At 66.2% G+C, this 24,850-nt stretch carries 20 protein-coding genes; 11 read left to right on the forward strand and 9 right to left on the reverse strand.

Annotation, left to right across the window (positions count from 1 at the left end; all coding sequences use genetic code 11):
• Both RUGAMON1_RS02545 and RUGAMON1_RS02550 read left to right on the forward strand, forming a co-directional pair.
• Positions 1-555, forward strand: coding sequence for a YfiR family protein (locus RUGAMON1_RS02545; RefSeq protein ID WP_510167290.1), 555 nt, complete (start codon positions 1-3; stop codon positions 553-555).
• Positions 552-2,459, forward strand: a complete 1,908-nt coding sequence (locus tag RUGAMON1_RS02550) for a putative bifunctional diguanylate cyclase/phosphodiesterase (protein ID WP_445229008.1) — start codon at positions 552-554, stop codon at positions 2,457-2,459. Before RUGAMON1_RS02545 ends, RUGAMON1_RS02550 begins: the two co-directional genes overlap by 4 nt.
• 3 nt (positions 2,460-2,462) lie before the next feature.
• On the opposite strand, the gene RUGAMON1_RS02555 is transcribed toward RUGAMON1_RS02550, so the two are convergent.
• Complete coding sequence (locus RUGAMON1_RS02555; protein ID WP_445229245.1) at positions 2,463-3,356, reverse strand: LysR substrate-binding domain-containing protein; 894 nt, start codon at positions 3,354-3,356, stop codon at positions 2,463-2,465.
• Positions 3,357-3,458: 102 nt separating this feature from the next.
• Here RUGAMON1_RS02555 and RUGAMON1_RS02560 point away from each other — a divergent pair, with 102 nt between their 5' ends.
• The 6 genes from RUGAMON1_RS02560 (at position 3,459) to RUGAMON1_RS02585 (ending at position 12,799) form a co-directional block, all read left to right on the forward strand.
• Entirely contained in the window at positions 3,459-4,100 is a 642-nt protein-coding gene (locus tag RUGAMON1_RS02560) for a hydrolase (RefSeq protein WP_445229009.1), read from the forward strand.
• Positions 4,101-4,191: 91 nt separating this feature from the next.
• Positions 4,192-4,518 (forward strand): response regulator, encoded by a 327-nt coding sequence (locus RUGAMON1_RS02565; protein ID WP_445229010.1) that lies wholly within the window; start codon positions 4,192-4,194, stop codon positions 4,516-4,518.
• A gap of 112 nt (positions 4,519-4,630) precedes the next feature.
• A complete protein-coding gene (locus RUGAMON1_RS02570; RefSeq protein WP_445229011.1) occupies positions 4,631-7,924 on the forward strand; it encodes an EAL domain-containing protein in 3,294 nt (1,097 codons plus the stop codon).
• 69 nt (positions 7,925-7,993) lie between these two features.
• The gene (locus RUGAMON1_RS02575) at positions 7,994-9,217 is read left to right on the forward strand and encodes a hybrid sensor histidine kinase/response regulator (RefSeq protein WP_445229012.1); all 1,224 of its coding nucleotides are present in this window, start codon (positions 7,994-7,996) and stop codon (positions 9,215-9,217) included.
• 26 nt (positions 9,218-9,243) lie between these two features.
• The gene (locus RUGAMON1_RS02580) at positions 9,244-10,260 is read left to right on the forward strand and encodes an ABC transporter substrate-binding protein (protein WP_445229013.1); all 1,017 of its coding nucleotides are present in this window, start codon (positions 9,244-9,246) and stop codon (positions 10,258-10,260) included.
• A 10-nt stretch (positions 10,261-10,270) separates the two neighbouring features.
• Complete coding sequence (locus RUGAMON1_RS02585; protein ID WP_445229014.1) at positions 10,271-12,799, forward strand: ATP-binding protein; 2,529 nt, start codon at positions 10,271-10,273, stop codon at positions 12,797-12,799.
• Positions 12,800-12,901: 102 nt separating this feature from the next.
• Here the strand turns inward: RUGAMON1_RS02585 and RUGAMON1_RS02590 are convergent, their stop codons facing one another.
• The 4 genes from RUGAMON1_RS02590 to RUGAMON1_RS02605 are packed head-to-tail and all read right to left on the reverse strand — an operon-like array spanning position 12,902 to position 17,390.
• Positions 12,902-14,020 (reverse strand): sulfotransferase family protein, encoded by a 1,119-nt coding sequence (locus tag RUGAMON1_RS02590; protein ID WP_445229015.1) that lies wholly within the window; start codon positions 14,018-14,020, stop codon positions 12,902-12,904.
• Positions 14,017-15,030: a DHH family phosphoesterase gene (locus RUGAMON1_RS02595; protein ID WP_445229016.1), complete on the reverse strand. Its 1,014-nt coding sequence runs from the start codon at positions 15,028-15,030 to the stop codon at positions 14,017-14,019. Before RUGAMON1_RS02595 ends, RUGAMON1_RS02590 begins: the two co-directional genes overlap by 4 nt.
• A gap of 5 nt (positions 15,031-15,035) precedes the next feature.
• A complete protein-coding gene (gene cysC, locus RUGAMON1_RS02600; RefSeq protein WP_445229017.1) occupies positions 15,036-15,665 on the reverse strand; it encodes an adenylyl-sulfate kinase in 630 nt (209 codons plus the stop codon).
• A 15-nt stretch (positions 15,666-15,680) separates the two neighbouring features.
• Complete coding sequence (locus RUGAMON1_RS02605; protein WP_445229018.1) at positions 15,681-17,390, reverse strand: methyl-accepting chemotaxis protein; 1,710 nt, start codon at positions 17,388-17,390, stop codon at positions 15,681-15,683.
• A 310-nt stretch (positions 17,391-17,700) separates the two neighbouring features.
• Here RUGAMON1_RS02605 and RUGAMON1_RS02610 point away from each other — a divergent pair, with 310 nt between their 5' ends.
• Both RUGAMON1_RS02610 and RUGAMON1_RS02615 read left to right on the forward strand, forming a co-directional pair.
• The gene (locus RUGAMON1_RS02610) at positions 17,701-18,291 is read left to right on the forward strand and encodes a PEP-CTERM sorting domain-containing protein (RefSeq protein ID WP_445229019.1); all 591 of its coding nucleotides are present in this window, start codon (positions 17,701-17,703) and stop codon (positions 18,289-18,291) included.
• Between the two features lie 250 nt (positions 18,292-18,541).
• On the forward strand, positions 18,542-20,773 hold the full coding sequence (locus RUGAMON1_RS02615) for an NADP-dependent isocitrate dehydrogenase (RefSeq protein WP_445229020.1): 2,232 nt from the start codon (positions 18,542-18,544) through the stop codon (positions 20,771-20,773).
• A gap of 77 nt (positions 20,774-20,850) precedes the next feature.
• Here RUGAMON1_RS02615 and RUGAMON1_RS02620 read toward each other — a convergent pair whose 3' ends face one another.
• The 4 genes from RUGAMON1_RS02620 to RUGAMON1_RS02635 form a co-directional block, all read right to left on the reverse strand.
• On the reverse strand, positions 20,851-21,309 hold the full coding sequence (locus tag RUGAMON1_RS02620) for a hypothetical protein (RefSeq protein WP_445229021.1): 459 nt from the start codon (positions 21,307-21,309) through the stop codon (positions 20,851-20,853).
• 64 nt (positions 21,310-21,373) lie between these two features.
• Positions 21,374-21,721 (reverse strand): GFA family protein, encoded by a 348-nt coding sequence (locus RUGAMON1_RS02625; RefSeq protein WP_445229022.1) that lies wholly within the window; start codon positions 21,719-21,721, stop codon positions 21,374-21,376.
• Positions 21,718-22,167: an SRPBCC family protein gene (locus tag RUGAMON1_RS02630; RefSeq protein ID WP_445229023.1), complete on the reverse strand. Its 450-nt coding sequence runs from the start codon at positions 22,165-22,167 to the stop codon at positions 21,718-21,720. Before RUGAMON1_RS02630 ends, RUGAMON1_RS02625 begins: the two co-directional genes overlap by 4 nt.
• The gene (locus RUGAMON1_RS02635; RefSeq protein ID WP_445229024.1) at positions 22,068-22,505 is read right to left on the reverse strand and encodes an ArsR/SmtB family transcription factor; all 438 of its coding nucleotides are present in this window, start codon (positions 22,503-22,505) and stop codon (positions 22,068-22,070) included. The genes RUGAMON1_RS02630 and RUGAMON1_RS02635 overlap by 100 nt, the downstream gene beginning before the upstream one ends.
• A 211-nt stretch (positions 22,506-22,716) precedes the next feature.
• On the opposite strand from RUGAMON1_RS02635, the gene RUGAMON1_RS02640 reads away from it, so the two are divergent.
• Complete coding sequence (locus tag RUGAMON1_RS02640) at positions 22,717-24,849, forward strand: NAD-dependent epimerase/dehydratase family protein (RefSeq protein WP_445229246.1); 2,133 nt, start codon at positions 22,717-22,719, stop codon at positions 24,847-24,849.
• The last annotated feature ends 1 nt before the right edge of the window (position 24,850 follow it).

A 24,850-nucleotide genomic window follows, 5' to 3' on the forward strand; every position in this document is an offset into this window, starting at 1 on the left:
ATGCCGATGGTGCGCGCCATAGCCGTGTGGTTCTCCAGCTTGCCGCTGGCCCTGCTGTTGGGCGGGTGGAGCGGCGCCGCGCGCGCGGAAAGCGCGGTGCCCGAGTACCAGCTCAAGGCGGCTTTCGTGTTCAACTTCGCGGTGTTCGCCGAATGGCCGGCCGAGGCGCTGCCGCAGGCCAGCCCGCTGGCGCTGTGCGTGTACAGCGGCAACGCGCTGCTGGCGGCGTTGCAGGAACTGCGCGACAAAAGCGTCAACGGCCACCGGCTCGAAGTGCGCGTGCTGGCCGCCGGCGCGGCGCCGCGCAACTGTCACCTGCTGGTGCTGGACCGCCAGGACCGCGACGCCTGGCCGCAGCTGCGGCAGGAGCTGGCCGCGGCCGGCGCCAGCGTGCTGACCGTCGCCGACGACCGCCAGATCGCCCGCGCCGGCGTGATGCTGGCGCTGTTCATGGACGACAAGCGGGTGGTGTTCGACGCCGACCTCGGCGCCTTGCGCGCCGCCCGCATGGTGCTGAGCTCCAAGCTGCTGCGCCTGGCCAGGAGCGTGCAATGATGCGCGCGCCGCAGGCCGCTGACACGAGGGCGGAAACCGGGGCGCTCGGCAGCACGGTCGCGCGCAGCAATCTGCTGGTGGCCGGCGCCGCGCTCAGCGTGGCCGCCTTGCTGCTGGTGGTGTTCCAGTACTTTGTGCTGCGCGACGCGCTGCTCGACGACGTGCAGGTGCAGGCGCGCATCGTCGGCAGCAACAGCAGCGCCGCGCTGCTGTTCGAAGACCAGCGCGCCGCCGCCGAAACGCTGGCCGGGCTGGCGCTGTCGCCGGTGGTGGAGAGCGCCGCCATCCTCGATCCGCGCAGCGTGCCGCTGGCCAGCTACCGGCGCGCCGGCGGCGCCCCGCCCACCGTCGACGAGGCCTTGCGGGCCGGGCGCCAGGTGTTTTCCGCCGGCGCGCTCGAAGTGCTGGAGCCGGTCGCCGCCAACGGCGCGGTGATCGGCAGCGTGGTCTTGCGCGCGACCCTGGCGCCGCTGTACCGCCGCCTGGCCGCGTTTGCCGCCTATATGCTGTTGGTGGCGCTGGCGTCGATGGCGCTGGCCTGGCTGCTGGTGTCGCGCATGCGCGCCACCGTGCGCGCGGCCGAGCGGCGCCTGAACTACCTGGCCCTGGTCGATCCGGTGACGGCGCTGCCGAACCGCAACGCCTTCAACGAAAACCTCGACGCCTGCCTGCGCCGGGCCGACCGCCAGTCCAGCGCTGTCGGCCTGCTGCTGCTCGACCTGGACAACTTCAAGGTGGTCAACGACACGCTGGGCCACACCTGCGGCGACCTGCTGCTGCAGCTGGTGGCGCGGCGCCTGCTCGCGACCCTGCGCGCGCGGGACGTGGTCTGCCGCATCGGCGGCGACGAATTCGTGGTGATCGTCGAGGCGGAAGACGCGGCGCGCGTGACGGCCGGCGTGGCCGACAAGATCCTGGGCGCGCTGGCGACGCCGTTCGCGATCGAAGGCCAGCAGCTGTACGTCAGCGCCAGCATCGGCGTGGCCACCTATCCGGCGCACGGCGACAACGCCGAGTCGCTGATGCGCGGCGCCGACATGGCGATGTATCACGCCAAGAACCTGGGCAAGAACACCAGCCAGGTGTTCCACCAGGAGATGACGCTGCGCGCGCACAAGCGCCTGACGATGGAGGCCAGGCTGCGGCGCGCGCTGGACAACGACGAATTGATGCTGCACTACCAGCCGCAGATCGACACGCGCAGCGGCCGCATGATCGGCTTCGAAGTGCTGGCGCGCTGGACCTGTCCGGAGCTGGGGCCGGTCAGCCCGGCCGAATTCATTCCGGTGGCCGAGGACAGCGGCGTGATCGTGCCGCTGGGACGCTGGGTGTTGCAGACCGCCTGCCGCCAGGCCGCGCAGTGGCAGCGCGAGGGACTGCTGGAGGGCATCGCCCATATGGCGGTCAACCTGTCGGCGCACCAGACCCGCGACAAGGACCTGATGGACGAGATCGAAGCGTTGCTGGCCGAGACCGGGCTGCCGGCGCACCTGCTGGAGCTGGAGCTGACGGAAAGCGCGATGATGGAAAACGTCGAGGCCAACCTGGCGCTGATGCAGCGCATCCAGGCCGCCGGCATCCACCTGTCGATCGACGATTTCGGCACCGGCTATTCGTCGATGGCTTACCTGAAGCGCTTCCCGATCGACCAGCTCAAGATCGACCGCAGCTTCGTCAGCGACGTGCCGGGCGACGGCGCGGCGATCGCGATCGCCATCATCGCGCTGGCGCACAGCCTGGGCCTGTCGGTGGTGGCGGAGGGGGTGGAGAACGCCCAGCAGGTCGAGTTCCTGCGCCAGGCCAACTGCGACGTCATGCAGGGCTATTATTTTTCGCGGCCGGTGCCGGCGTCCGAGCTGGAGCAGATGCTGCGGCGGGCCCGGTCGGCGGAAGCGGTGCAATAAGCCTCACTCCTTGCGGATGTGCTCGGCCAGGAAGTCGATCAGCAGCCGTATGTTGGGCAGCAGGCCGCGGCGCGACGGAAACACCGCGTGGATGATGCCGCCCTTGGGCGCCCAGCCCGGCAGCACGTCGCGTAGCAGGCCTTGCCTGAGGTCGGCCTCGACCACCATCTCGGGCAGTTGCACGATGCCGGTGCCGTGCAGCGCCGCTTGCCGCAAGGCCGTCATGTCGTCGGTGACGTAGCGCGGGCGATGCCCGACCTGCGCTTGCGCGCCGCCCGGGCCGAGCAACTGCCACGCGTGTTCGCGCACCGGTCCCCAGTCCAGGCTGGGCAGGCCGGCCAGCGCTGCCGGATCGGCCGGCCGCGCGTGGGCCGCCAGCAGGCCGGGGCTGGCGACCAGGCGCTGCGGGCTGCCCGACAGCACGCGCATGGCCAGGTCGACGTTGTCCAGCGGCGGAAAGCGCACCCGCAAGGCCAGGTCCAGTCCTTCGCCCAGCACGTCGACGCGGCGGTTGGTGGCGTCCAAATGAACCTGCACCTTGGGATACTCGGCCATGAAGCGCGCCACCAGGTCGCCGATGCGGTAGTCGAGCAGGGCGGTGGGGCAGCTCATGCGGATCACGCCCTGCGGTTCGGCGTGGACCCGCTGCATGACTTCGCGCGCCGCCTCGGCCTCCACCAGCACGCCCTGGCAGCGTTGGTAAAACTCCTGGCCCATGGCGGTGACCGAGAAGTGGCGCGTGGTGCGCTGCAGCAGGCGGACGTTGTGGGCCGCCTCCAGCGCCGCGATGCGGCGGCTGAGCTTGGACTTCGGCATGTTCAGCGCGCGGCCGGCCTGGGTGAATCCTCCGTGCTCGACCACCTTCACGAAGTAAAACATGTCGTTCAAATCCATCATCATTCCAAATTAAGAACACTGATGGCATTTTATGCCACTTTTTTATTTATTGTTGCGGAACTATCATGCGCCTTCTTAACTTTTAGATACCAAGGAGTCCACATGACCAGCGAAACCATCCGCGATCCAGCCGGCGACCATCTGCTGACGCCACAGAACAGCGCCTTTGTCGTCATCGACTACCAGCCGGTGCAGGTGAACTCGATCGCCTCGATGGACCGTCAGCTGCTGATCAACAACATCGTCGGCGCCGCCAAGGCCGCCGTCGCCTACGGCTTGCCGATCATCCATTCGACCGTCAACGTCCAGACCGGCCTGAACAAACCGCCGATCCCGCAGCTGCGCAAGGTGCTGGGCGGCTATCCGACCATCGACCGCACCACCATCAATTCGTGGGAAGACGTCGAGTTCCGCCAGGCGGTGGCGGCCACCGGCCGCAAGAAGCTGATCATGACCGCGCTGTGGACCGAAGCCTGCCTGACCTTCCCGGCGCTCGACGCGCTCAAGGCCGGCTACGAGGTGTACGTGGTGGCCGACGCCGTCGGCGGCACCTCGCTGGCCGCGCACGAGATGGCCTTGCGCCGCATCGAGCAGGCCGGCGGCAAGCTGATCAGCACGGTGCAGCTGTTCTGCGAACTGCAGCGCGACTGGAACCGCAGCGACACCGTGCCGGCCTTCATCGACCTGTTCGTCTCCACCGGCGGCACCGCCGGCATCCAGTTCTCCTACGACCGCGCGGAGTAACTGCGGCGGTTGCCTGGCCACCGTACGCAAGCGTACAGAAGTCCGGCGCCACCCGGCGCATGATGCTCCCACTTACTCAAAGGAGAGCGTCATGCCTGACGACCGTATGCAAACCCAGCGCGTGCTGGTGGTGGATGACAATCACGCCGCCGCCGGCACCGTCGCCGCCCTGTTGGAAGCCTGCGGTTATTCCACCGCCATCGCCTACGGTACCGAGGACGCGCTGAAGCTGGCGGACCAGTTCAGGCCGGATGTGATCTTCCTCGATATCGACATGCCCAATGTGGACCGCTTGCGCACCGCCGCCGCCCTGCGCGGCCAGCAGACGGGCGAGTGCGCGCGCATCTTCTCGGTCGGCTTCAACGCCCACCTGGCCAAGCCGGCGTCGTTCGAAGCGTTGCTGAGCATCATGTCGTAACCCCGCCAATTTCGGCCTATCCGGAAATCATCGGCGCCATCGTCGACGCGGCGAAATAACGCAGGGTCAATAGTGCGCGCTGTGCATGATTTGCTTCTGTTAAGATAAACCCATGCAAATCGATCCACGGCCACACTCTGCAACGGACCAGTCGATGCCAGCGATGGTCGAGGGGCGGCAGCGCGTCAACGGCGACGCCGTCGATCCGCAAACCTTCTTCGACCATTGCCCGTATTTTGTCTTTACCGTGGGGATGGACGGCCGGGTGCTGGCGTTGAACCTGTATTGCCGCCAGCAGCTGGGCACGTACAAGCTGGGCGAGCCGGTGGCGCGCCTGTACACCGACTGGGCGGCGCTGGTGTTGCAGGATGCGGCGCTGGCCGCCGCGCAGGAGAACGGCTACTGGCACGGCGAACTGGAGCTGCTGGGCGTCGACGGCAGCTTCCATCCGGTGACCCAGTCGATCGAGTTGCAGCCTGCAACCGAGCACCGGCCGGCGCGCTTCCTGTGCATGGCATACGAGCTCAGCGAGTACGACGTCTACGAATCGCTGCTGCGCTTCAAGCGGCTGTTCGAGCAGCATCCGCAGCCGATGTGGATCTACGACCTGCAAACCTTGCGCTTCCTGATGGTCAATGCCGCCGCCGTGGCGCATTACGGCTACCCGGAAGCGCAGTTCCTGCAGATGACGATCAAGGACATCCGCCCGTCCGACCAGGTCGCCGCGCTGGAACGCAACCTGGCCAGCGCGCCGGCCAAGGGCGCCGAGCTGGCCGGCGACTGGACCCACGTCAAGGCCGACGGCGGCCGCATCCAGGTGCAGATCTCCTCCCATTCGCTGGTGATCGCCGGCCGCCAGGCGCGCTTCGTGGTGGCGCACGACGTGACCGAGCAGTTGCGCATGGAGGCCGAGCTGTACGCCTCGCGCGAGCTCAAGCAGCTGGTCATCGACCACATCCCCCACCAGATCTTCTGGAAGGACCTGGACGGCACATACTGCGGCTGCAACACCGTGTTCGCCGCCGCCGCCGGGCTGAAGGTGGTGGAGGAGGTGGTCGGCAAGACCGACGACGACTTCCCCTGGCGCCACAACGCCGAGACCATCCGCGCCGACGACCGCGTGATCGTCGCCACCGGCCGGGCCCGCTTCAACGACGAAGACCAGCTGATGCGCGAGGACGGCCGCCTGCACTGGTACCTGATCAACAAGCTGCCGTTCCACGACCAGCGCGGCAACATCATCGGCGTGCTGGGCACGATCGAGGACATCACCGACCGCAAGCAGGCGGAGCAGACCTTGCAGCTGCGCGGGCGCGCGCTCGAGGCCAGCGACAACGCGGTGGTGATCACCGCCCACGGCCCCGGCGGCGACCTGGTCGACTACATCAACCCGGCCTTCACGCGGCTGTTCGGCTATGCCGAGGCGGAGGCGGCGGGACGCCGGCTGGACCTGCTGCTGGAGCAGGAAAACGCCGACGGCGACGTGTTGCGCGAGGCCCTGAGCGGCGTGCATGAGCTGACCATGATGCTGCGCATCGTCCACCGCGACGGCCACCTGCTGTGGGTGCGGCTGCACGTGGCGCCGGTGCCGGCGCCGGCCGGTCCGCCCAGCCACCACGTGTGCGTGTTGACCGACATGACGGAGTCGATCAACTACCAGAACCAGCTCGAGCACCAGGCCAACCACGATCCGCTGACCGGCTTGCCGAACCGGGCGCTGTTCGGCGACCGCATGGCGCAGGCCATCAGCTACGCGGAACGCTACGGCCATCATCTGTGGGTGGTGTTCATCGACCTGGACAACTTCAAGCTGGTCAACGACAGCCTGGGCCACCAGGCCGGCGACGAGCTGCTGTGCACGGTCGGCGTGCGCCTGCGCGCCTGCGTGGCCGACAGCGACACCGTGGCGCGGCTGGGCGGCGACGAATTCCTGCTGCTGCTGTCGGACTCGCCGGAATCGCCGGCCTCGGCCGTGTTGCAGCGGGTGCAGGAAAGCGTGGCCGCGCCGATCGCCATCGCCGACCAGGCGCTGACCGTCACCTGCAGCATCGGCGTCAGCGTCTACCCGCTCGACGGCGGCGAGCCGCAGCAGCTGCTCAAGCACGCCGACATCGCCATGTACCGCGCCAAGGAGGGCGGGCGCAACCAGCTGCAGTTCTACGAGGCGGCCATGCACAGCCGCATCACCGAGCGCGCCATGATCGAGGCCGAGCTGCGCCACGCGCTGGCGCGTGACGAGCTCAGCCTGCACTACCAGCCCAAGCTCGACCTGCGCAGCGGCGCCGTGGTCGGCATGGAGGCGCTGCTGCGCTGGCGCCATCCGACCATGGGCATGGTGTCGCCGGCGCGCTTCATCGGCGTGGCCGAGGAGACCGGCCTGATCGTGGCGATCGGGCGCTGGGTGATGCGCACCGCCTGCTTCCAGAACAAGCAGTGGCAGCAGGCCGGCCTGACGCCGCAGCGGGTGGCGGTCAATGTGTCGGCGCGCCAGTTCCGCGACCCCGGGCTGAGCCGGGAAGTGCAGGCGGCCCTGTCCGACAGCGGGCTCGACGCGCACTACCTGGAGCTGGAGCTGACCGAGAGCCTGGTGATGCACAACGTCGACGGCGCGGTGGCGGTGGTGCGCGGCCTCAAGCAGATGGGCATCGCGCTGTCGATCGACGATTTCGGCACCGGCTACTCCAGCCTGGCCTACCTGAAGCTGTTCCCGGTCGACTACCTGAAGATCGACCAGTCCTTCGTGCGCGAGATGCTGGCCGAACCCAAGGTGGCCGCCATCGTGCGCTCGGTGATCGCGCTGGGCCAGAGCCTGGGCTTCAAGGTCATCGCCGAGGGCGTGGAGACCGAAGCCCAGCTGGCCTATCTGCGGCGCCACCAGTGCGACGAGATGCAGGGCTATCTGTTCAGCAAGCCGGTGCCGGCGCCGGAGTTCGGCGAGCTGCTGCGCGCCGAGCGCATGCTGGCCCTGCCGGCCGAGGAAACGCCGGGCGAACAGCAGACCCTGTTGTTGCTGGACGACGAGTCCAGCATCCTTTCCGCGCTGACGCGCCTGCTGCGTCCGGACGGCTACCGCGTCCTGCGCGCCAACACCGCCGAGGAGGCGTTCGATCTGCTGGCCAGCCACCAGGTGCAGGTGGTGATCAGCGACCAGCGCATGCCGGGCATGAACGGCACCGAGTTCCTCAGCCGCGTGAAGGACATGTATCCCGAGACGATACGCATCATCCTGTCGGGCTACACCGAGCTGGAGGCCGTGCTGAACGCCATCAACCGCGGCGAGATCTACCGCTTCTACACCAAGCCCTGGGACGACCTGACGCTGCGCGAAAATATCCGCGACGCTTTCCGCTACCAGAAGATGATGTTCGGCCGGCCGCCGCCGGCGCGCGGGGTGAGCGATGGATAGAATTGGTGAGATTTCCGCCTGGTAAAGTAGGCATAATTGCTAAAGCCAACATTGGTATCAGGAGGCGACATGTCCGAGTTTGTCCCGCGTTCACGCATCATGGTCGTGGACGATCAGGCTGCCCATCTGAAGGCGCTGTGCGACATCCTGGGGCAACACGAGTTCGACGCGGTCGGCTTTCCCACCGGTGAACTGGCGCTGGCCCATCTGCGCGACAACCACTTCGACCTGCTGCTGACCGACATGATCATGCCCGGCATGAACGGGTTGGTCCTGATCGAGGCGGCGCGCGCGCTGGACTCCACCATCGCCTGCATCATCATGACCGGCGAGGGCACGGTCGATACCGCCGTCAAGGCGATGAAGATCGGCGCCTTCGACTACATCATCAAACCGTTCAAGGCCGCGACCCTGCTGCCAGTGCTGGCGCGCGCGCTCGATTCGCGCCAGCTGCGCACGCAGAACCTCAAGCTGGAGGCGGCCCTGCGCGACCGTATCGACGAGCTGGGCCGCGTGAACCTGTTCCTGGAGACGGCGCGCAAGGAAGCCGAGCGCACCGACCGCGAAAAGTCGGCCTTCCTGTCGAACATGAGCCACGAGCTGCGCACGCCGCTCAACAGCATCCTCGGCTTCGCGCAGATCCTGGCCAGCGACAAATTCCCCAAGGCCGAAGGCGAGCGCCAGCGTTTCTGCCAGAACATCGTCTCCTCCGGCCGGCACCTGCTGCTGCTGGTGAACGAGATGCTGGACCTGTCCAAGATCGAGGCCGGCAAGGTGTCGCTGATGATCGGGGCGGTGCTGCTGGACGAGGTGCTGCGCGAGGTGCAGGCGATCGTCGCGCCGCTGGCCGAGAAGCGCCTGATCGCGCTGATGATGCCGGCCGACTGCAAGCTCGAGCTGTGCGTCGACCGCATGCGGCTCAAGCAGATCCTGGTGAACCTGCTGTCGAACGCGATCAAGTACAACCATGTGCACGGCAGCGTCACGGTCAGCTGCAGCGTCACGCGCGGCGGCCAGGGCTGCATCGCCGTCAGCGACAGCGGCATCGGCCTCAGTCCCGAGCAGATGGAGGCGATCTTCCTGCCGTTCGGCCGCGCCGGCCGCGACGAGAGCGGCGAGGAGGGCACGGGCCTGGGACTGACCATCACCAAGCGCCTGGTCGAAGCGATGCGCGGCAGCATCAGCGTGGAAAGCAAGCCCGGCGAGGGCAGCACCTTCCGCATCGAGTTGCCGCTGCAAAGCGGCGTGGCCGTCATGCCGGGCGCGCGCGTCCCCACCCAGCACGCCAGCTGACACAGCAGTCCATGCCTGGAGCCCGTATGAAGCGTTTTCCCCTCGCAGCCCTGGTGCTGGCCGCCGTGCTGGTGCTGATGGCCGGCATCGGCATGTGGCGGGTGCTGCGGCCGGCCGCCGATCCGCTGCCGGCGCCGACCGCGCTGGTGATCGCCACCAACACCGACTATGTGGGGGCCTGCCCGGTGATGGCGGCCCAGGCCCAGGGCTATTTCGCCGGCCGGCAACTGGCGGTCACGCTGCAGCCCTACACCAACGGCCGCCAGGCGCTGGAGGCGGTGACCTCGAACAAGGCCGACATGGCGACCGTGGCCGACATTCCGATCATGTTCTTCGCGATGGACGCCACGCCGATCCAGGTGATCAGCACCATCTTCCGCACCGGCCGCGACCACGGCCTGGTGGCGCGGCGCGACCGCGGCATCGCCCGACCGGCCGACCTCAAGGGCAAGCGCATCGGCGTGACGCTGGGCACCTCCGGCCACTTCACGCTGGAGGTGTTCCTCAATCGCCAGCGGCTCGACACCCACGACGTGACGCTGGTGAACTACCCGCCCGACGGCCTGCAGCAGGCCATCACCGACGGCAAGGTGGACGCCGTCAGCGGCTGGGATCCCTTCCTGGGCGTGGCCGAGGAAAGCCTGGGCGCCAACGCCATCCGCTTCACCGGGGCCGACGTCTACGAGAGCATCTACAACATGGTGGCGCTGGCGCGCACCATCCGGCACAACCCGCAGACCGTGGTGCGGCTGTTGCAGGCGCTGGAGCAGGGCGAGCGCTTTTGCCGCGAACATCCGGCCGCCGGCGTGGCCTTCTTCCCCAAGCTCTCGGCCAGCGGCGCCAGCGCCATGCTGGCCGCGTGGCCGTCCCACCATTTCGGCCTGGAGCTCGACCAGAGCCTGCTGCTGGTGCTGGAGGACCAGTCGCGCTGGGCCATCAAGGGCGGGCTGACGGCCGCGCGCGAGGTGCCCAACTTCCTCGACTACATCTACCTCGACGGGCTCAAGGCCGTCAGCCCGACCGAAGTGACGATCATCTACTAGGGGCCACCGCGTGAAAATCTCCACCCGCCTCAAGCTGGCGCAAATCATCTGCATCGTCCTGCTGGCGATCATGGCGCTGGTGTTCGCCCGCACCACGCAGCAGATGCGGCACGAGATCGCCAAGGCGGAAATCACCGGCGACGTGCTGCGCGGCGCCGCCGCGCTGCGCTACCTGTCGCTGGAATACGTGCAGCACCACCAGAGCCGCACCAAGGCGCAGTGGCTGCAACGGCACCAGTCGCTGCAGACGATGATCGCCGACGACGGCAGCTTCGACGACGAGGACGAGCGGGTGCTGCTGCGCGACGTGCGCGAACGCCAGCAGTCGCTGCGGGGCCTGTTCAACGAGTTGCAGGGGCTGCAGGCGGAGTTCGCCCGCACGCCGGAGCGGCGTGCCATCCTGCTGGAGCTGGAGGCCAGGTTGTCGGGCCTGATGATGAACCGGGCGCAGGCGATGATGTCCGATGCCGAGGACCTGGCCCGCATCAGCCGCGGCAAGATGTTGTCGGCCCAGTCCGACCTGGTGACGGTCGGCGCGGTGCTGGGCGCGCTGGTGCTGCTGGTGGTGATCGGCGCCATGGGCCTGACCATCCGCAGCGTCAGCAAGCCGCTGGCGCGCCTGCACCAGGCCACCAAGGTGATCGGCACCGGCCGCCTGGACGTGGTGCTGGACGCGCGCGCCGACGACGAGATCGGCAACCTGGCCAGGTCCTTCGACGGCATGGTGGAGCGGCTGCGCCAGACCACCGTCTCGCGCGACGAGCTGATCCACGCCAACGTGGCGCTGCAAACCGAGGTGGCGGAGCGGCAGGCGGCCGAGCGCAAGGTGGTGGCCCAGCTGGCGCGCATGAGCCTGCTGCACCAGATCACCCGCTCGATCGGCGAGCGGCAGGACTTGCCCAGCATTTTCCAGGTGGTGGTGCGCTGCCTGGAAGACCAGCTGCCGATCGATTTCGGCGCCATCTGCCTGTACCGGGGCGACGAGCTGGTGGTCAGCTGCGTCGGCATGCAGAGCTACCAGCTGTCCGAGGCGATGGCGATGGGCGAGGCGGCCCGCATCGAGATCGACGAGAACGGCCTGTCGCGCTGCGTGCGCGGCCAGCTGGTGTACGAGCCCGACATCCGCGCCGTCGATTTTCCCTTCCCCAGGCGGCTGGCCAAGGTGGGCATGAGTTCGCTGGTGCTGGCGCCCTTGCTGGCCGAGAGCACCGTGTTCGGCGTGCTGATCGTGGCGCGCGCCGAGGTCAACGCCTTTTCCAGCACCGACTGCGAATTCCTGCGCCAGCTCAGCGAGCACGTGGCGCTGGCCGCCAACCAGGCCCGCTTGTACGGCGCGCTGCAACAGGCTTACGACGACCTGCACCAGAGCCAGGTGCAGGTCACCAAGCAGGAGCGCCTGCGCGCGCTGGGGCAAATGGCCAGCGGCATCGCGCACGACATCAACAACGCCATCTCGCCGATCGGCCTGTACGCCGAGTCGCTGCTGGAGACCGAGCGCGGCCTGAGCGAGAACGGCCGCGCCTGCCTGCAGGTGATCGAGCGCGCCATCGACGACGTCGCCTCGACGGTGGCGCGCATGCGCGAGTTCTACCGCCAGCGCGAACCGCAGCTGACCCACAGCACCGTCGACGTCAACCTGATGATGCAGCACGTGGTCGACCTGACCCGCGCGCGCTGGTCGGACATGCCGCAGCAGCGCGGCATCGTGATCGAGATGCGCCAGGAGCTGGGCGTGGAGTTGCCGGCCATCCTCGGCGTCGAGGGCGAGATCCGCGAAGCCTTGACCAACCTGATCTTCAACGCCGTCGACGCCATGCCGGACGGCGGCGCGGTGACGCTGCGCACCCGCCATGTCGAGCGGCTGGACGACGGCTCCGGCCCGTACGTGCTGGTGGAGGTGGCCGACAACGGCACCGGCATGGACGAGGCGACGCAGCGGCGCTGCCTGGAACCGTTCTTCACCACCAAGGGCGAGCGCGGCACCGGCCTCGGCCTGGCCACCGTGTACGGCATGATCGAGCGCCACTCGGCCAGCATCGCCATCGAGTCCAGGCTGAACCACGGCACCGCGGTCCGGATGTATTTCCCGGTGGCGCCGTCGTCGGCCGCCGGTTCCGCGCCGCCGCAAGCGCAGGGCCCGGGGCCGGGCCTGCGCATCCTGATCGTCGACGACGACCCCACCGTGCTGGCGTCGCTGGAGAATATCCTGAGCCTGGACGGCCACCACGTCACCAAGGCCGACGGCGGCCAGGCCGGCATCGACCTGTTCTGCGAGGCCGAGCGGGCGGGCAACGCTTATGCGGTGGTGATCACCGACCTCGGCATGCCGTATGTCGACGGCCGCAAGGTGGCCGAGACGGTCAAGCGGGTGGCCCCGGCCACGCCGGTGGTGCTGCTGACCGGCTGGGGCCAGCGCCTGATCCCGGACAGCGGCGAGGCGCCGGTCAATGTCGACCAGGTGCTGAGTAAGCCGCCCAAGATGCGCGAGCTGCGGCTGGCGCTGGCCAAGTGCGCCGAGCAGCTGGCCGCCCAGGCTTGATCGGCTTGAGGTACCGGTCGTTCCCGCGCAGGCGGGAACCCATCCGCCGCATGGATTCCCGCCTGCGCGGGAATGACGAGTAGGCGGCTATTCGCGCTCGCCTTAATCGGCCGGCGCGAACGCGGCCGGGTCCAGCTGTTCGAGCGTGACGAGCTGGCCGCTGCCGGGCAGCGACGGCTGGCCCAGCAGGCGCGCGCGCAGCCGTTCCAGGTAGTCGGCGCGGCTGCGGCGCAGCGCGTAGTCGCGGAAGTTGCTGCGCTCCAGGTCGCACCAGGCCAGCTCGCGGCCCACCTTGGAGCTGCGCTGGGCCTGTTCGAGCAGCGCCGGCTGCAGCGGCGCGTCGCCGGCGGCCAGGCGGGTGTAGCCGTAGCGGTCCATGTAGTCGCCGGTCAGCGTTTCGATGACGTTGATCTCGTCCAGCGTCAGCTGCTGCTTGAACTTGTCGATGTTGGCGGCGATCGGCGGGTAGCAGTTGGACGACCACAGCGCCGACATCTGCGACAGCTGGCGCGCCTCGCGCGAGGCGGCGCCGTCCAGCATCTGCGGCAGGAAGGCGATGCCCAGGAAGCTGCACACGGTCTCCAGCGTGGCCTGCTGCTGCGACAGGAAGTCTTCGTAGCGTATCGTCAGCACGCGCTCGGGCCATTGCTGCATCACGCGGTCGGCGGCCTGGTGCGCGGCCAGCCAGGTCTGGGCGTTGAGGCGGGTGTCGAAATCGTGGATGATGGCGCGGTTCATCGACGCCACCTGGGCGCGCGGATCGCGCGCCACGTTCACGAACAGCATGTCGGGATACAGCGTCATCAGCTCCTGCGCGTAGTGCACGCTGTCCAGCGACTTGTCCATCACCACCTGCGCGCCTTGCTGCTCGGCCGAGCGCAGCAGCAGCTCCCACACCACCCGGTGCACGCTGCGCGGCTGGCCGCGCAGCGTTTCGAAGATCTCCACCGGATCGAACACCACCTCCGGCCACTTGACCATGCTCACCGCCTGCAGGCCCACCACGTCGACCACCAGGTTGAAGTAGGCGCGGTCGTCGCGCAGGTCGCCGTACAGCGGCAGCAGCGGCGCCAGGTCGACGATGTGCAGCGGGTAGGGCGAATAGAACTGCGGCGACATATTCAGCCGCAGCCGCAGCGCGTGGCTGCCGCAGCGGCGCAGCGGTATCATCATCACGGGACGCGGACGCTGGACGCCGCTGTTGCTGGACATATCGTTCATGCTGGTTTTTCCTCGGTAATCAGGCCGGCGAGGCCGGCGGGCGGTGCGGTGTAATAGCGGCGGAAGCTGTCCATGAAGCGGTCCAGCTCCGCCGCCGGCAGGCGGTTGATGCCGGCGGCGGCCTTGCGGCCGCCGCCGGTGTCGAATTGTTGGCAAAAGCCGTTGGCGCTGTGCGTCAGCGGTGCGCCGGAACGCACGCTGACCAGGTAGGAACCGTCGTCGCGTTCGTTGAGCACGGCGAACGAGGCGCCGTGGTGCTGGGCCGCCAGCCGGTTGGCCAGCACGCCGCTGACGCGCCGCGCCCAAGCGCTGGCGGGCAGGATGTAGACCGCGCCGGCGCCCAGTTCGGCGTGCGGCCGCAGGCCTTGCAGGCGCGCGCAGTCGTCGCGGTAGCCGGCGCACAGGGCGCGGTAGATCTCGCTGCCGGCGATGAAGTCGAACGGGTGCTCGTGGCCGGCCAGCGCGCGGTACAGCGCGGCCGGGGCGATGTGCAGGTCCTGCTCGCATTCGCCGTAGGCGTTGTAGTTGAACACCTGGCCCAGCTGCGCCAGCGCCTCGACGGCGTCACCGTCCAGGCCGCTGCGGCGGGCCAGCCGGCAGGCCGCCTCGGCCAGGTTGTCGCCGAAGGCCGCCGCCACCGCCCACGGCCGGTGGCGGCCTTGCAGGTGGCGGTCCACCAGGATGCTGGTGCAGACGTCGGGCGCGCCGTCGCAGTGCAGGCGCAGGCGGGGATGGGCGAAGGCGCAGTCGGCCGAGTGGTGGTCGAAATAGTCGACCTCGGCGCCGCCGTCGAGCAGGCGGTGCAGCGCCGCGCTGTTGCTGTCGAGCGCGATGTCGAGCACCAGCACCTGGCCGCGGCAGCCGTCCGGCACGCGCCGCAGCAGGTCGATCTCGCGCTTGACGCCGGTGACCAGCTCGGCCCGCAGCGGCGTGTGCAGGCGCATCTGGTGCAGCGCGAAGATGCCGTCGGCGTCGCCGTTGAAGACATCGTAGTGGTGGGCGGCGTCCATGGGCGTCAGATGAAGCGGCGCGACAGCTGTTGATACAGCCGTTCGCAGCAGGCGTCCAGCGGCAGCGCGCCGGTGTCCAGCTTGAGCGCCGGGGCCAGCGGTTCCTCGTACGGCGCCGAGACGCCGGTGAACTGCGGTATCAGCCCGGCCCGGGCTTTCTGGTACAGACCCTTGGGGTCGCGCGCCTCGCACACGGCGACCGAGGTGCAGACATGGGTTTCGAGGAAGTTGTTGGCGCCGATGATCTGGCGCGCCATCTCGCGGTCCTGGCGCAGCGGCGAGATGAAGGCGCAGATCACGAACAGGCCGGCGTCGTTCATGATCCGCGCCACTTCGGCGCTGCGGCGGATGTTTTCCTGGCGGTCGGCGGGCGAGAAGCCGAGGTCGCGGTTCAGGTGGTGGCGCAGGTTGTCGCCGTCCAGCACGTAGGCCATGTGGCCGGCGCCGACCAGCCGGCCTTCCAGCGCGGACGCCAGGGTCGACTTGCCTGCGCCGCTGAGGCCGGTCAGCCAGATGGTGGCCGCCCGTTGCCCGGCCTGGCGGCTGCGCACTTCGGCGCTGACCTGGCTGCCGTGCCAGAATATATTGGGCGCGCCCTGCATGCCCGCGTCTTCGATTTTGTCCAGCTTGCCCATCACGCTTCCTCCAGATCAGAACTGTTCCCATTCCTGCGTATCGACCTTGGCCGCGCCGCGCGCGCGGACCGCCGTGGTCAGGGCGGGGGCGCGCGGCGACTTGGCCGGCACCGCCACCGCCACCCGCTGCAGCGCCGGCCGTACCGCGCCCGCCTTGGCCTCGGTGCGGAACACGCTGACCAGGTCGTTCAAGCTGTTGACCTGGTCCTGCATGGCGTGCGCGGCGGCGGCGGCTTCCTCCACCAGCGCGGCGTTTTGCTGGGTCACGTCGTCCATCTGCGTGACCGCCGTGTTGATCTGCTCGATGCCCGACGATTGCTCCTGGCTGGCCAGCATGATCTCGGACATGATGTCGGTCACCCGCTTGACGCTCGACACCACGTCGTGCATGGTCGATCCGGCCTGTTCGACCAGGCGGTTGCCGGCCTGGACCTTGTCGACCGAATCGCCGATCAAGTCCTTGATTTCCTTGGCCGCCGCGGCCGAACGCTGGGCCAGGTTGCGCACCTCGGTGGCGACCACCGCGAAACCGCGCCCCTGTTCGCCGGCGCGCGCCGCTTCCACGGCGGCGTTCAACGCCAGGATGTTGGTCTGGAAGGCGATGCCGTCGATGACGGCGATGATGTCGACGATCTTGCGCGCCGAGACATCGATGGCGGCCATGGTGTCGACCACCTGCGCCACCACCGCGCCGCCCTTGGCGGCGACGTCGGAGGCCGATTCGGCCAGGCCGTTGGCCTGGCGCGCGTGGTCGGTGTTCTGGCGCACGGTGCTGGTGAGCTCCTCCATCGAGGAGGCGGTCTCCTCCAGCGTGCTGGCCTGCTGTTCGGTGCGCGAGGACAGGTCGAGGTTGCCGGAGGCGATCTGGCCGGCGGCGGCGGCGATGGTCTCGGTGCTGGCGTGCACCTGGTTGACGATGCGGGCCAGGCTGTCGCGCATGGAGCGCATCGCGAACAGCAGGCTGTGCTGGTCGTTCGCCTTGGGATCGATGCGCACCGTCAGGTTGCCGGCGGCGATCTGGCCGGCGATCTCGGCCGCTTCGCCCGGCTCGCAGCCCAGCTCGCGGGTGACGCCGCGGGTGATCAGCCAGGCCGCCGCCACGCTGGTCAGCAGGGCCAGCGAGCCGATGATCAGCATCACCGTGCGGGCCTGGGCATAGGCCACTTCGGCCGCATCGGACGCTTCGATGTTTTGTTTTTCCTCGAGCGCGATCAGCTTGCGCAGCAATTCCCACCAGCGCTTCTGCACCGGCCGGAACTCGTAGCGCAGCAGTTTATAGGCGTCGTCCTGTTTTTGTTCCAGCGCCAGCGAGGCGGCGCGCTGGATGAACGGTACTGCCTGCTCGGCCTGCTTGCGGATTTGGTCCAGCAACTCTTTTTCCTCGGGCGAGGTGCCGGCCAGCGTCGCGAACATTTGCCCCAGCTTGTCCTGGGCGGCGGCATATTTCTTCTGCTGTTCGTCGATGCGGTTGACCTCGATCTGGATTTCCTTGTCTTCCTTCAGCAGGATCAGGTTGCGCGTGGCCAGCGCGCGCTCTGTAACTGTCAGGTCCATTACCTGGGCCAGTTTGGTCTCGACGTTGTTGACCTTGGTGATTTCGTCCAGTCGTCCCTGGATCTGCCGCATGCTGGTCAGGGCCAGTCCGATGATTACCAACAGAAACACCGCACCCAGGCCAAAACCCAGTCCGAGCCGGTTTGCCACAGTCCAATTCTGAAATTTCATATTGCCTCCTTAAGGCCTTATTTGCATTCCAAATATCCAAATGAGAATTTGGCAGAACGTTGGCACGATCTTAGAGGTCTGATGAGGCTAGCAAACTCTCACATAATCACTTTCAACATTAGTGCAACAGTGAAATATGCATTGATGGCAATAACGGAAACTTTTGGTTGCAGAGGTAAGAGTGGCAACCAAAGTAGGGATTAATATTTTTGCAAAAATCAATGCATAAAGATACTTTAATGATATTATTTGCTCATCGATAATTATTTTATTATTAATTTCTATCAATTCAATCGTCTACGGGATAATTATGTTAAAGAAACTTATTGTCAGCAGCGTTCTCGCGGTGTGCTGTTCATTCTCCCAGGCTGCCGATGTGCCGAGCGCATGGGCCATCACTTGGACCGGCTTTCAAGCCTACGGCGAATACCGCCCTGACATTGAAATCACCGGTACGTTTTCAGGCGTTGACGCGAACCATAACGGCGTCATCGAGCGCTCCGAACTGACCACATTCAAAATCCTCCCGTTCCACGGATACAACGAGAATTTTCTCGCTTGCCCTGCTGGGACCTTCCCCGTTGTGACCTGCAAGGTTGATTCGTTTTCCTATGTGATTGGCGGGCAATTGCAGTTTATTGCGAGCCATACAGAATTCTTTGACTACCCCAGCCGTCCATACAGCAACATATATGCTTTTGACTCCGGCCAAGGCGCAGTTTTTTCCACCAATGAATGGAGGCCTAACGACAACTATCGCTTCGATATCACCCCGCAGACAGTGATGACGGTGGTGCCGACGGTGTTGACGGTGCCGGTGCCTGAACCTGAAGGCTATGCCATGCTTGGCGCAGGCTTGCTGTTGCTGGCTGGACTCCACTCCCGCAGGAAAAAGCAATAAGCCGCCAGGCAATGGCGCGTCCGCCGGCCGACTACAGGCGGCCGGACAGTAAAGAAAGGCAGCCTCGATGGCTGCCTTTTTGTATTTATTCCCGGGAAAAAACCTTCTACGCAGAATCCGCCTCTGGGCATCGGCCGCCAACAGGGCTAAAATGCAGGTTGGGGCCGTTGCCAGATTACGACACACCATCTTGCAATCTGGAACGGAGGAATTCAATCGGCGGGTATCGCCCGCATGACATGGAATGAACATGGCAACACAGAAAACTAAAATCATCTACACGCTGACCGATGAAGCGCCTATGCTGGCGACCTATTCGCTGCTGCCTATTATCAAGAAGTTCGCTGCATCGGCTGGCGTGGACGTGACCTCCAGCGATATTTCGGTGGCGGCACGGGTGCTGGCCGAATTCCCCGAATTCCTGAGCGACGAGCAGAAGGTCCCGAACACCCTGGCCGAACTGGGCGCACTGACCCAACTGGCCGACACCAACATCATCAAGCTGCCGAACATCAGCGCCTCGGTCGGCCAGCTGACCACCTGCATCCGCGAGCTGCAAGCGCGCGGCTACAAGCTGCCGGACTATCCGGAAGACGCCAAGACCGACGCCGACAAGGCCTTGAAGGCCCGCTACGGCAAGTGCATCGGCAGCTCGGTCAACCCGGTGCTGCGCGAAGGTAACTCCGACCGCCGCGCGCCGAAGGCCGTCAAAGAGTTCGCCCGCAAGCACCCGCATTCGATGGGCGAGTGGAGCCAGGCGTCGCGCACCCACGTTTCGCATATGCACCACGGCGACTTCTACCATGGCGAAAAATCGCTGACGCTGGGCCAGGCCCGTGATGTCAAGATGGAACTGATCACCGCGTCCGGCAAGACCATCGTGCTGAAGCCGAAGGTCTCGCTGCAGGCCGGCGAAATCATCGACAGCATGTTCATGAGCAAAAAGGCATTGCTGGAGTTCTACGAGAAGGAAATCGACGACGCCTTCAAGACCGGCGTGATGTTCTCGCTGCACGTCAAGGCCACCATGATGAAGGTGTCGCACCCGATCGTGTTCGGCCACTGCGTACGCATCTTCTACAAGGATGCGTTCGCCAAGCACGCGGCGCTGTTCGATGAACTGGGCGTCAACGTCAACAACGGCATGGCCAACCTGTACGAGAAGATCGAAAAGCTGCCGACCTCGCAGAAGGAAGAGATTCTGAAGGACCTGCACGCCTGCCACGCCAACCGTCCGGAACTGGCGATGGTCGACTCGGCCAAGGGCATCACCAACTTCCACTCGCCGAACGACATCATCGTCGACGCCTCGATGCCGGCCATGATACGCATCGGCGGCAAGATGTGGGGCGCCGACGGCCGTCCGAAGGACGTCAAGGCCGTGATGCCGGAATCGACCTTCGCCCGCATCTACCAGGAAATGATCGGCTTCTGCAAATGGCATGGCAACTTCGATCCGAAGACCATGGGCACCGTGCCTAACGTCGGCCTGATGGCCCAGCAGGCCGAGGAATACGGTTCGCACGACAAGACCTTCGAAGTGTCGGAAGCCGGCGTCGCCAACATCACCGACCTGGCCACCGGCGAAGTGCTGCTGACCCAGAACGTCGAAGAAGGCGATATCTGGCGCATGTGCCAGGTCAAGGACGCGCCGATCCGCGACTGGGTCAAGCTGGCCGTGACCCGCGCCCGCAATTCCGGCATGCCTGCCGTGTTCTGGCTGGACAGCTATCGTCCGCACGAGAACGAAGTGATCAAGAAGGTGCAGACCTACCTGAAGGACCACGACACCAAGGGTCTGGAAATCCAGATCATGTCGCAGACCCGCGCCATGCGCTACACGCTGGAACGCGCCTTCCGCGGCCTGGACACCATCTCGGTGACCGGCAACATCCTGCGCGACTACCTGACCGACCTGTTCCCGATCCTGGAACTGGGCACCAGCGCCAAGATGCTGTCCATCGTTCCGCTGATGGCCGGCGGCGGCATGTACGAAACCGGCGCCGGCGGTTCGGCGCCCAAGCACGTCAAGCAGCTGGTGGAAGAAAACCACCTGCGCTGGGATTCGCTGGGCGAGTTCCTGGCGCTGGCGGTGTCGCTGGAAGACCTGGGCATCAAGACCGGTAACGCCAAGGCCAAGCTGTTGGCCAAGACGCTGGATGAAGCCACCGGCAAGCTGCTGGACAACAACAAGTCGCCATCGACCCGCACCGGCGAGCTGGACAACCGTGGCAGCCACTTCTACCTGTCGCTGTACTGGTCGCAGGCACTGGCGGCCCAGACCGAGGACGCCGAACTGCAAGCCTACTTCGCGCCACTGGCGAAGTCGCTGGCGGCCAACGAAGCCAAGATCGTCGAAGAGCTGAACTCGGTGCAGGGCAAGGCGATGGATATCGGTGGCTACTACTACCCGGATCCGGCCAAGACCGAAGCGGTCATGCGTCCGAGCGCCACCTTCAACGCGGCGATTGCAGCGATCTGAAGCTAGCGTAACGCCGTAAAGCAGCAGGGCAGCCGATAAAAAGGCTGCCCTTTTTTATGTCGGCGTATCCCTTGCATTCAAAGCGTTGCCTTGCGGGTGGCCCATACAATCGGCAGGCCGAACAAAAACATATGGGAAGCCAGGTCCAGCACCGTCGACAGCGGCTGGAACGTGACAGGGCGGGGGAAGGCCGACAACGGCAACACCACCAGCCGCATCGCCAGGAACACCAGGATGCCGAACAGGATGGCGGACAGCAACGGCTTGGCCAGCAGGGCAGGCGCCTGCCGTGCCGCCGCCAGGAACAGCGCCATCCAGACCAAGCTGAGGGCGAAGTGACTCAGCAATCCAACCGCCGCCGTCAGTGCGCCGCCGTTGAAGGCCGCGCTGCCCAGCAGGCCGCTGGCGACGATTTGCAGCAGGCGCTCCGGCGTCAGGCCGTTGTAGACGGCAAAGGAAATCGCGAACGTGATGTCGAGCGCGCCGGCAACGGCGCCACCGACCAGCACGGCGTATGGAATTGACCAGCGTTTCATGCGTCAGCCTCCTGTAGTTTGTTTTATATTATATTAAAAGCAAAACGTCAGGAGGCTGAGTTGCTTAAATCGACCGGCCGTCGTAGTGATTGACGGGGATGGCGTCCAGGTCTATCCCTTCGATGCAGCGCAGGTTGATCGCCGCCACCGGGTCGCCGTTGGGCGCTGTGCCTTCGCTGTAGGGCGAGATGCCGCAAACCGGGCAGAAGCGGTGCTTGATCACGTGCTTGTTGAACAGATAGGTGCTGGCGTTGTCGTCCGGCGTCAGCAAATGCATGTCCGGGCGCGGCACGAACCACATCAACGTTCCCTTGCGCTGGCACATCGAGCAGTTGCAGGACAGCGCCGACGCGATCTCGCCTTCGGCTTCGAATTTCACTCTGCCGCAATGGCAGCTTCCCTGGTATTTCATAGCGAACCTCCTGAAAAGTAACGATCAAGACTGCTGAAGAAAAGAGCCCAGCCCCGTTCATGATTGATGCGGGCCTGCTCGTCGAAGAAGCGGTCGTGCACGAAACACAGTTCCGTGCCTTCTGCCACTGGCGTTAAAACGATGCTGATGCGCGATTGCCGTTCCGGCGTGCTGTGCCAGGCCCAGGTAAATACCAGCCGCGTATAGGGCGCCACTTCCTGATACACGCCGGTCAATTGATTCAGGCCGCCGTCGGGTCCGGCGAAGGCGAGGTGATAGTGGCCGCCTACGCGCAGGTCGAGCTCCGCCTTGGTCAGCGAGGCCGCGCCGGGGCCGAACCACTGGCTCAGCGCTTGCGGGTCGGTCCACGCGCGCCAGACTTTGTCGGGGGCGACGGGGTAGGTGCGTCGGAGGCTGACTTGGGCTGGCTGTTCGGTGGCGGGCATGATGTGATTTCCTCTTGGTGGTAGAGATAACGTCCCAGCGAATCGAGCTGGTCGGTCCAGAAGTGCTGGTAGTGGGCGATCCACTGGGCGGCGTCCTGCATCGGGGCGGCTTCGAGCGCGCAGCGCACCACCCGGCCTTCCTTCGAGCGGGCGATCAGGCCGGCCGTCTCCAGCACCGCCAGGTGTTTCATGAAGCCGGGCAGGGACATCTCATACTGCTGCGCCAGTTCGGTGACGGTGCGGCTGCCGTCGCCCAACTGCGCCAGCACGCCGCGCCGCGTGGCGTCGGACAGCGCGGCGAAGATCAGGTCCAGCTGGGCGTCTTTATAGTTAACCATAAGGTATAGTATTGGCGAAGTTGGGGGCCTTGTCAAGTCGGCTGCATGAGGGGCCGACGATGTCGGAAAGATTGACACTCGCGCCCGCTTGCCGGCATGGTCGCGGACTTAAGCGTATGACGATAAAGGCCTTTTCCCGCTCTGGAATATAACTTGCTGATGTTCTTGCGACGCGATCGAATAAACAAGCAACCGGAGGATGGACATGAAGATGAACCAAGTCAGAGTGGGCCTGATCGGCGCCGGGCGCATCGCCCGCGAACATCTCGAGGCCCTGCAGGCGATGCCCGGAATCGCCGTCTCTTGCGTCGTCGATTCGAACCGCCTTGCCGCGGCGGCGCTGGCCGACCGGATCGGCGCCGGGGTTCAGGTCTACACCCGGACGGAGGAGGCGCTGGCCGCCAAGGCGTTCGAGCGGGCGCATGTGTTGGTGCCGCCCCATCTGCACGCCGCGATCGGCGAGTCGGTGCTGCGGGCCGGTGTTCACTGCCTGATGGAAAAGCCGATGTGCGTGGCGTCGGCAGAGGGCCGGCGCATGCTCGCTGCCGCCGAGTCCGGCAACGCCGTGCTGGGGGTGAACCAGAACTTCATCTTTCATCCGGCCCTGCTCAAATTCCGGGACATGCTGGACGCGGGACACTTCGGCCGTGTGCGCTTCGTCTCCCTGGTGGTCGCCGTGCCCTTGGCCCAGCTGAAGTCCAGGCAGTTCGGCCATTGGATGTTCGAGCGGCCGTCGAACATCATTCTCGAACAAATGGTGCATCCGCTTAGCCAGCTGATCCACTTTATCGGGCCCGCGCACGTGTCGGCGTCCACGGCCGCGCCGTCCAGGGAAATCGCGCCCGGGGTCAATTTCCACAAGAGCTTTGACGTCACGCTCAAGGGGGCGTTGGGCGACGGCCAGTTGCACATGGCATTCGGGGCCAGCTTCCCCGTTTGGCAACTGACCGCCGTGTGCGACGACGGCGTGGTGGCGGTCGATTGCATACGCAACAGCATATCGAACTGCAAGCGCACGCGCTTTCTGGAGGCCGCCGACATCGCGCTCAGCCTCGCCGCGCAGGGCGCGGCGTCGTTGCGGCAGTCGATCGGCGGCGTCAGCCGATATTTGGGCGCGCAACTGAAGCTGCGTCCACGGACGGACGCCTTCCATTGCAGCATCCGCGGCTCGGTCCAGGACTTCCACCGCGCCATCGACGAGGGCAGGGCGCCGCTGTCCAGCGGCCAGTTCGGCGCCAACCTGGTGGACTTGTGCGAGCAGGTGGCCCGCCTGGCGAACGTGTCGAACGAGCCGGCCGCCAGTCCCCGCACGCTGCTGAAGGCGGACCTGCCGACGCCCCATTTCGATGTCGCGGTGCTCGGCGGCACGGGTTTCATCGGCCGTCATGTCGTGCGCCAGCTTCTCGACGCCGGCTACAGCGTCGGCGTGATGGGGCGCAACGTGCGCGGCGCGCCGGACTTCTTCAGCGAGTCGAACGTCACCCTGGTCGGCGGCGACGTCGGCAACCGCAACGATATCGCGCGCGGCATCGGCAGTGCGAAGTACGTCGTCAACCTGGTCCACGGCGGTACCGGCGCAACGCGCCAGCAGACCGTCGACCTGGTCGCCGGCGCGGCCAGGGCGGTGGGCGAGGTATGCCTGGAGAAGCAGGTGGAACGGCTGGTGTTTGTGAGTTCGATCGCCGCCGTCTACCTCGGCAAGCGTTCGGAAACCATCCTGCCGTCCACCCCCTGCGACCAGCGCGGCGGCCTGCGTTCCGACTACAGCCTCGCCAAGGCCGCGGCGGAGCGGGTGCTGCTCGACATGCACCGGGACCAGGGCCTGCCGGTGACCATCCAGCGGCCGGGCATCGTGGTGGGCGAGGGCGCCTCGCCCTTCCACTCGGGCCTGGGGCTATTCAACAACGACGAGCATTGCCTGGGGTGGAACGGCGGACGCAACCCGCTGCCGTTCGTGCTGGTGGAGGATGTCGCGTCGGCCATCGTTTCCGCGCTCAAGGCCGATGCAGGCGTGCTCGGCCGCACCGACAACATCGTCGGCGGGGTCAGGTTGTCGGCGCGCGAGTACTTCGACGAGCTCAAGCCCATCGTCGGCCGTCCGCTCACCTTCCATCCCCAGTCCCTGGCATTCCAATTGCTCATCGAATGGGGGAAATGGCTGATCAAGACGGCCGGCGGCAACAAGGTACGCCCGCCCAACTCGCGCGATTTCCTGTCGCGCGGCATGCCCTCCCGTTTCGACACGACCGAGACAGAGGCGGTGCTGAACTGGGCGCCGGTGTGCGATCGCCGCGCGTTCATCGACAAGGCCCTGGTCGTGCCGGTGCGCGCCTTGCTCGATTGAT

This window comes from Duganella rhizosphaerae (assembly GCF_040364205.1).
Taxonomy (GTDB): domain Bacteria; phylum Pseudomonadota; class Gammaproteobacteria; order Burkholderiales; family Burkholderiaceae_D; genus Rugamonas; species Rugamonas rhizosphaerae.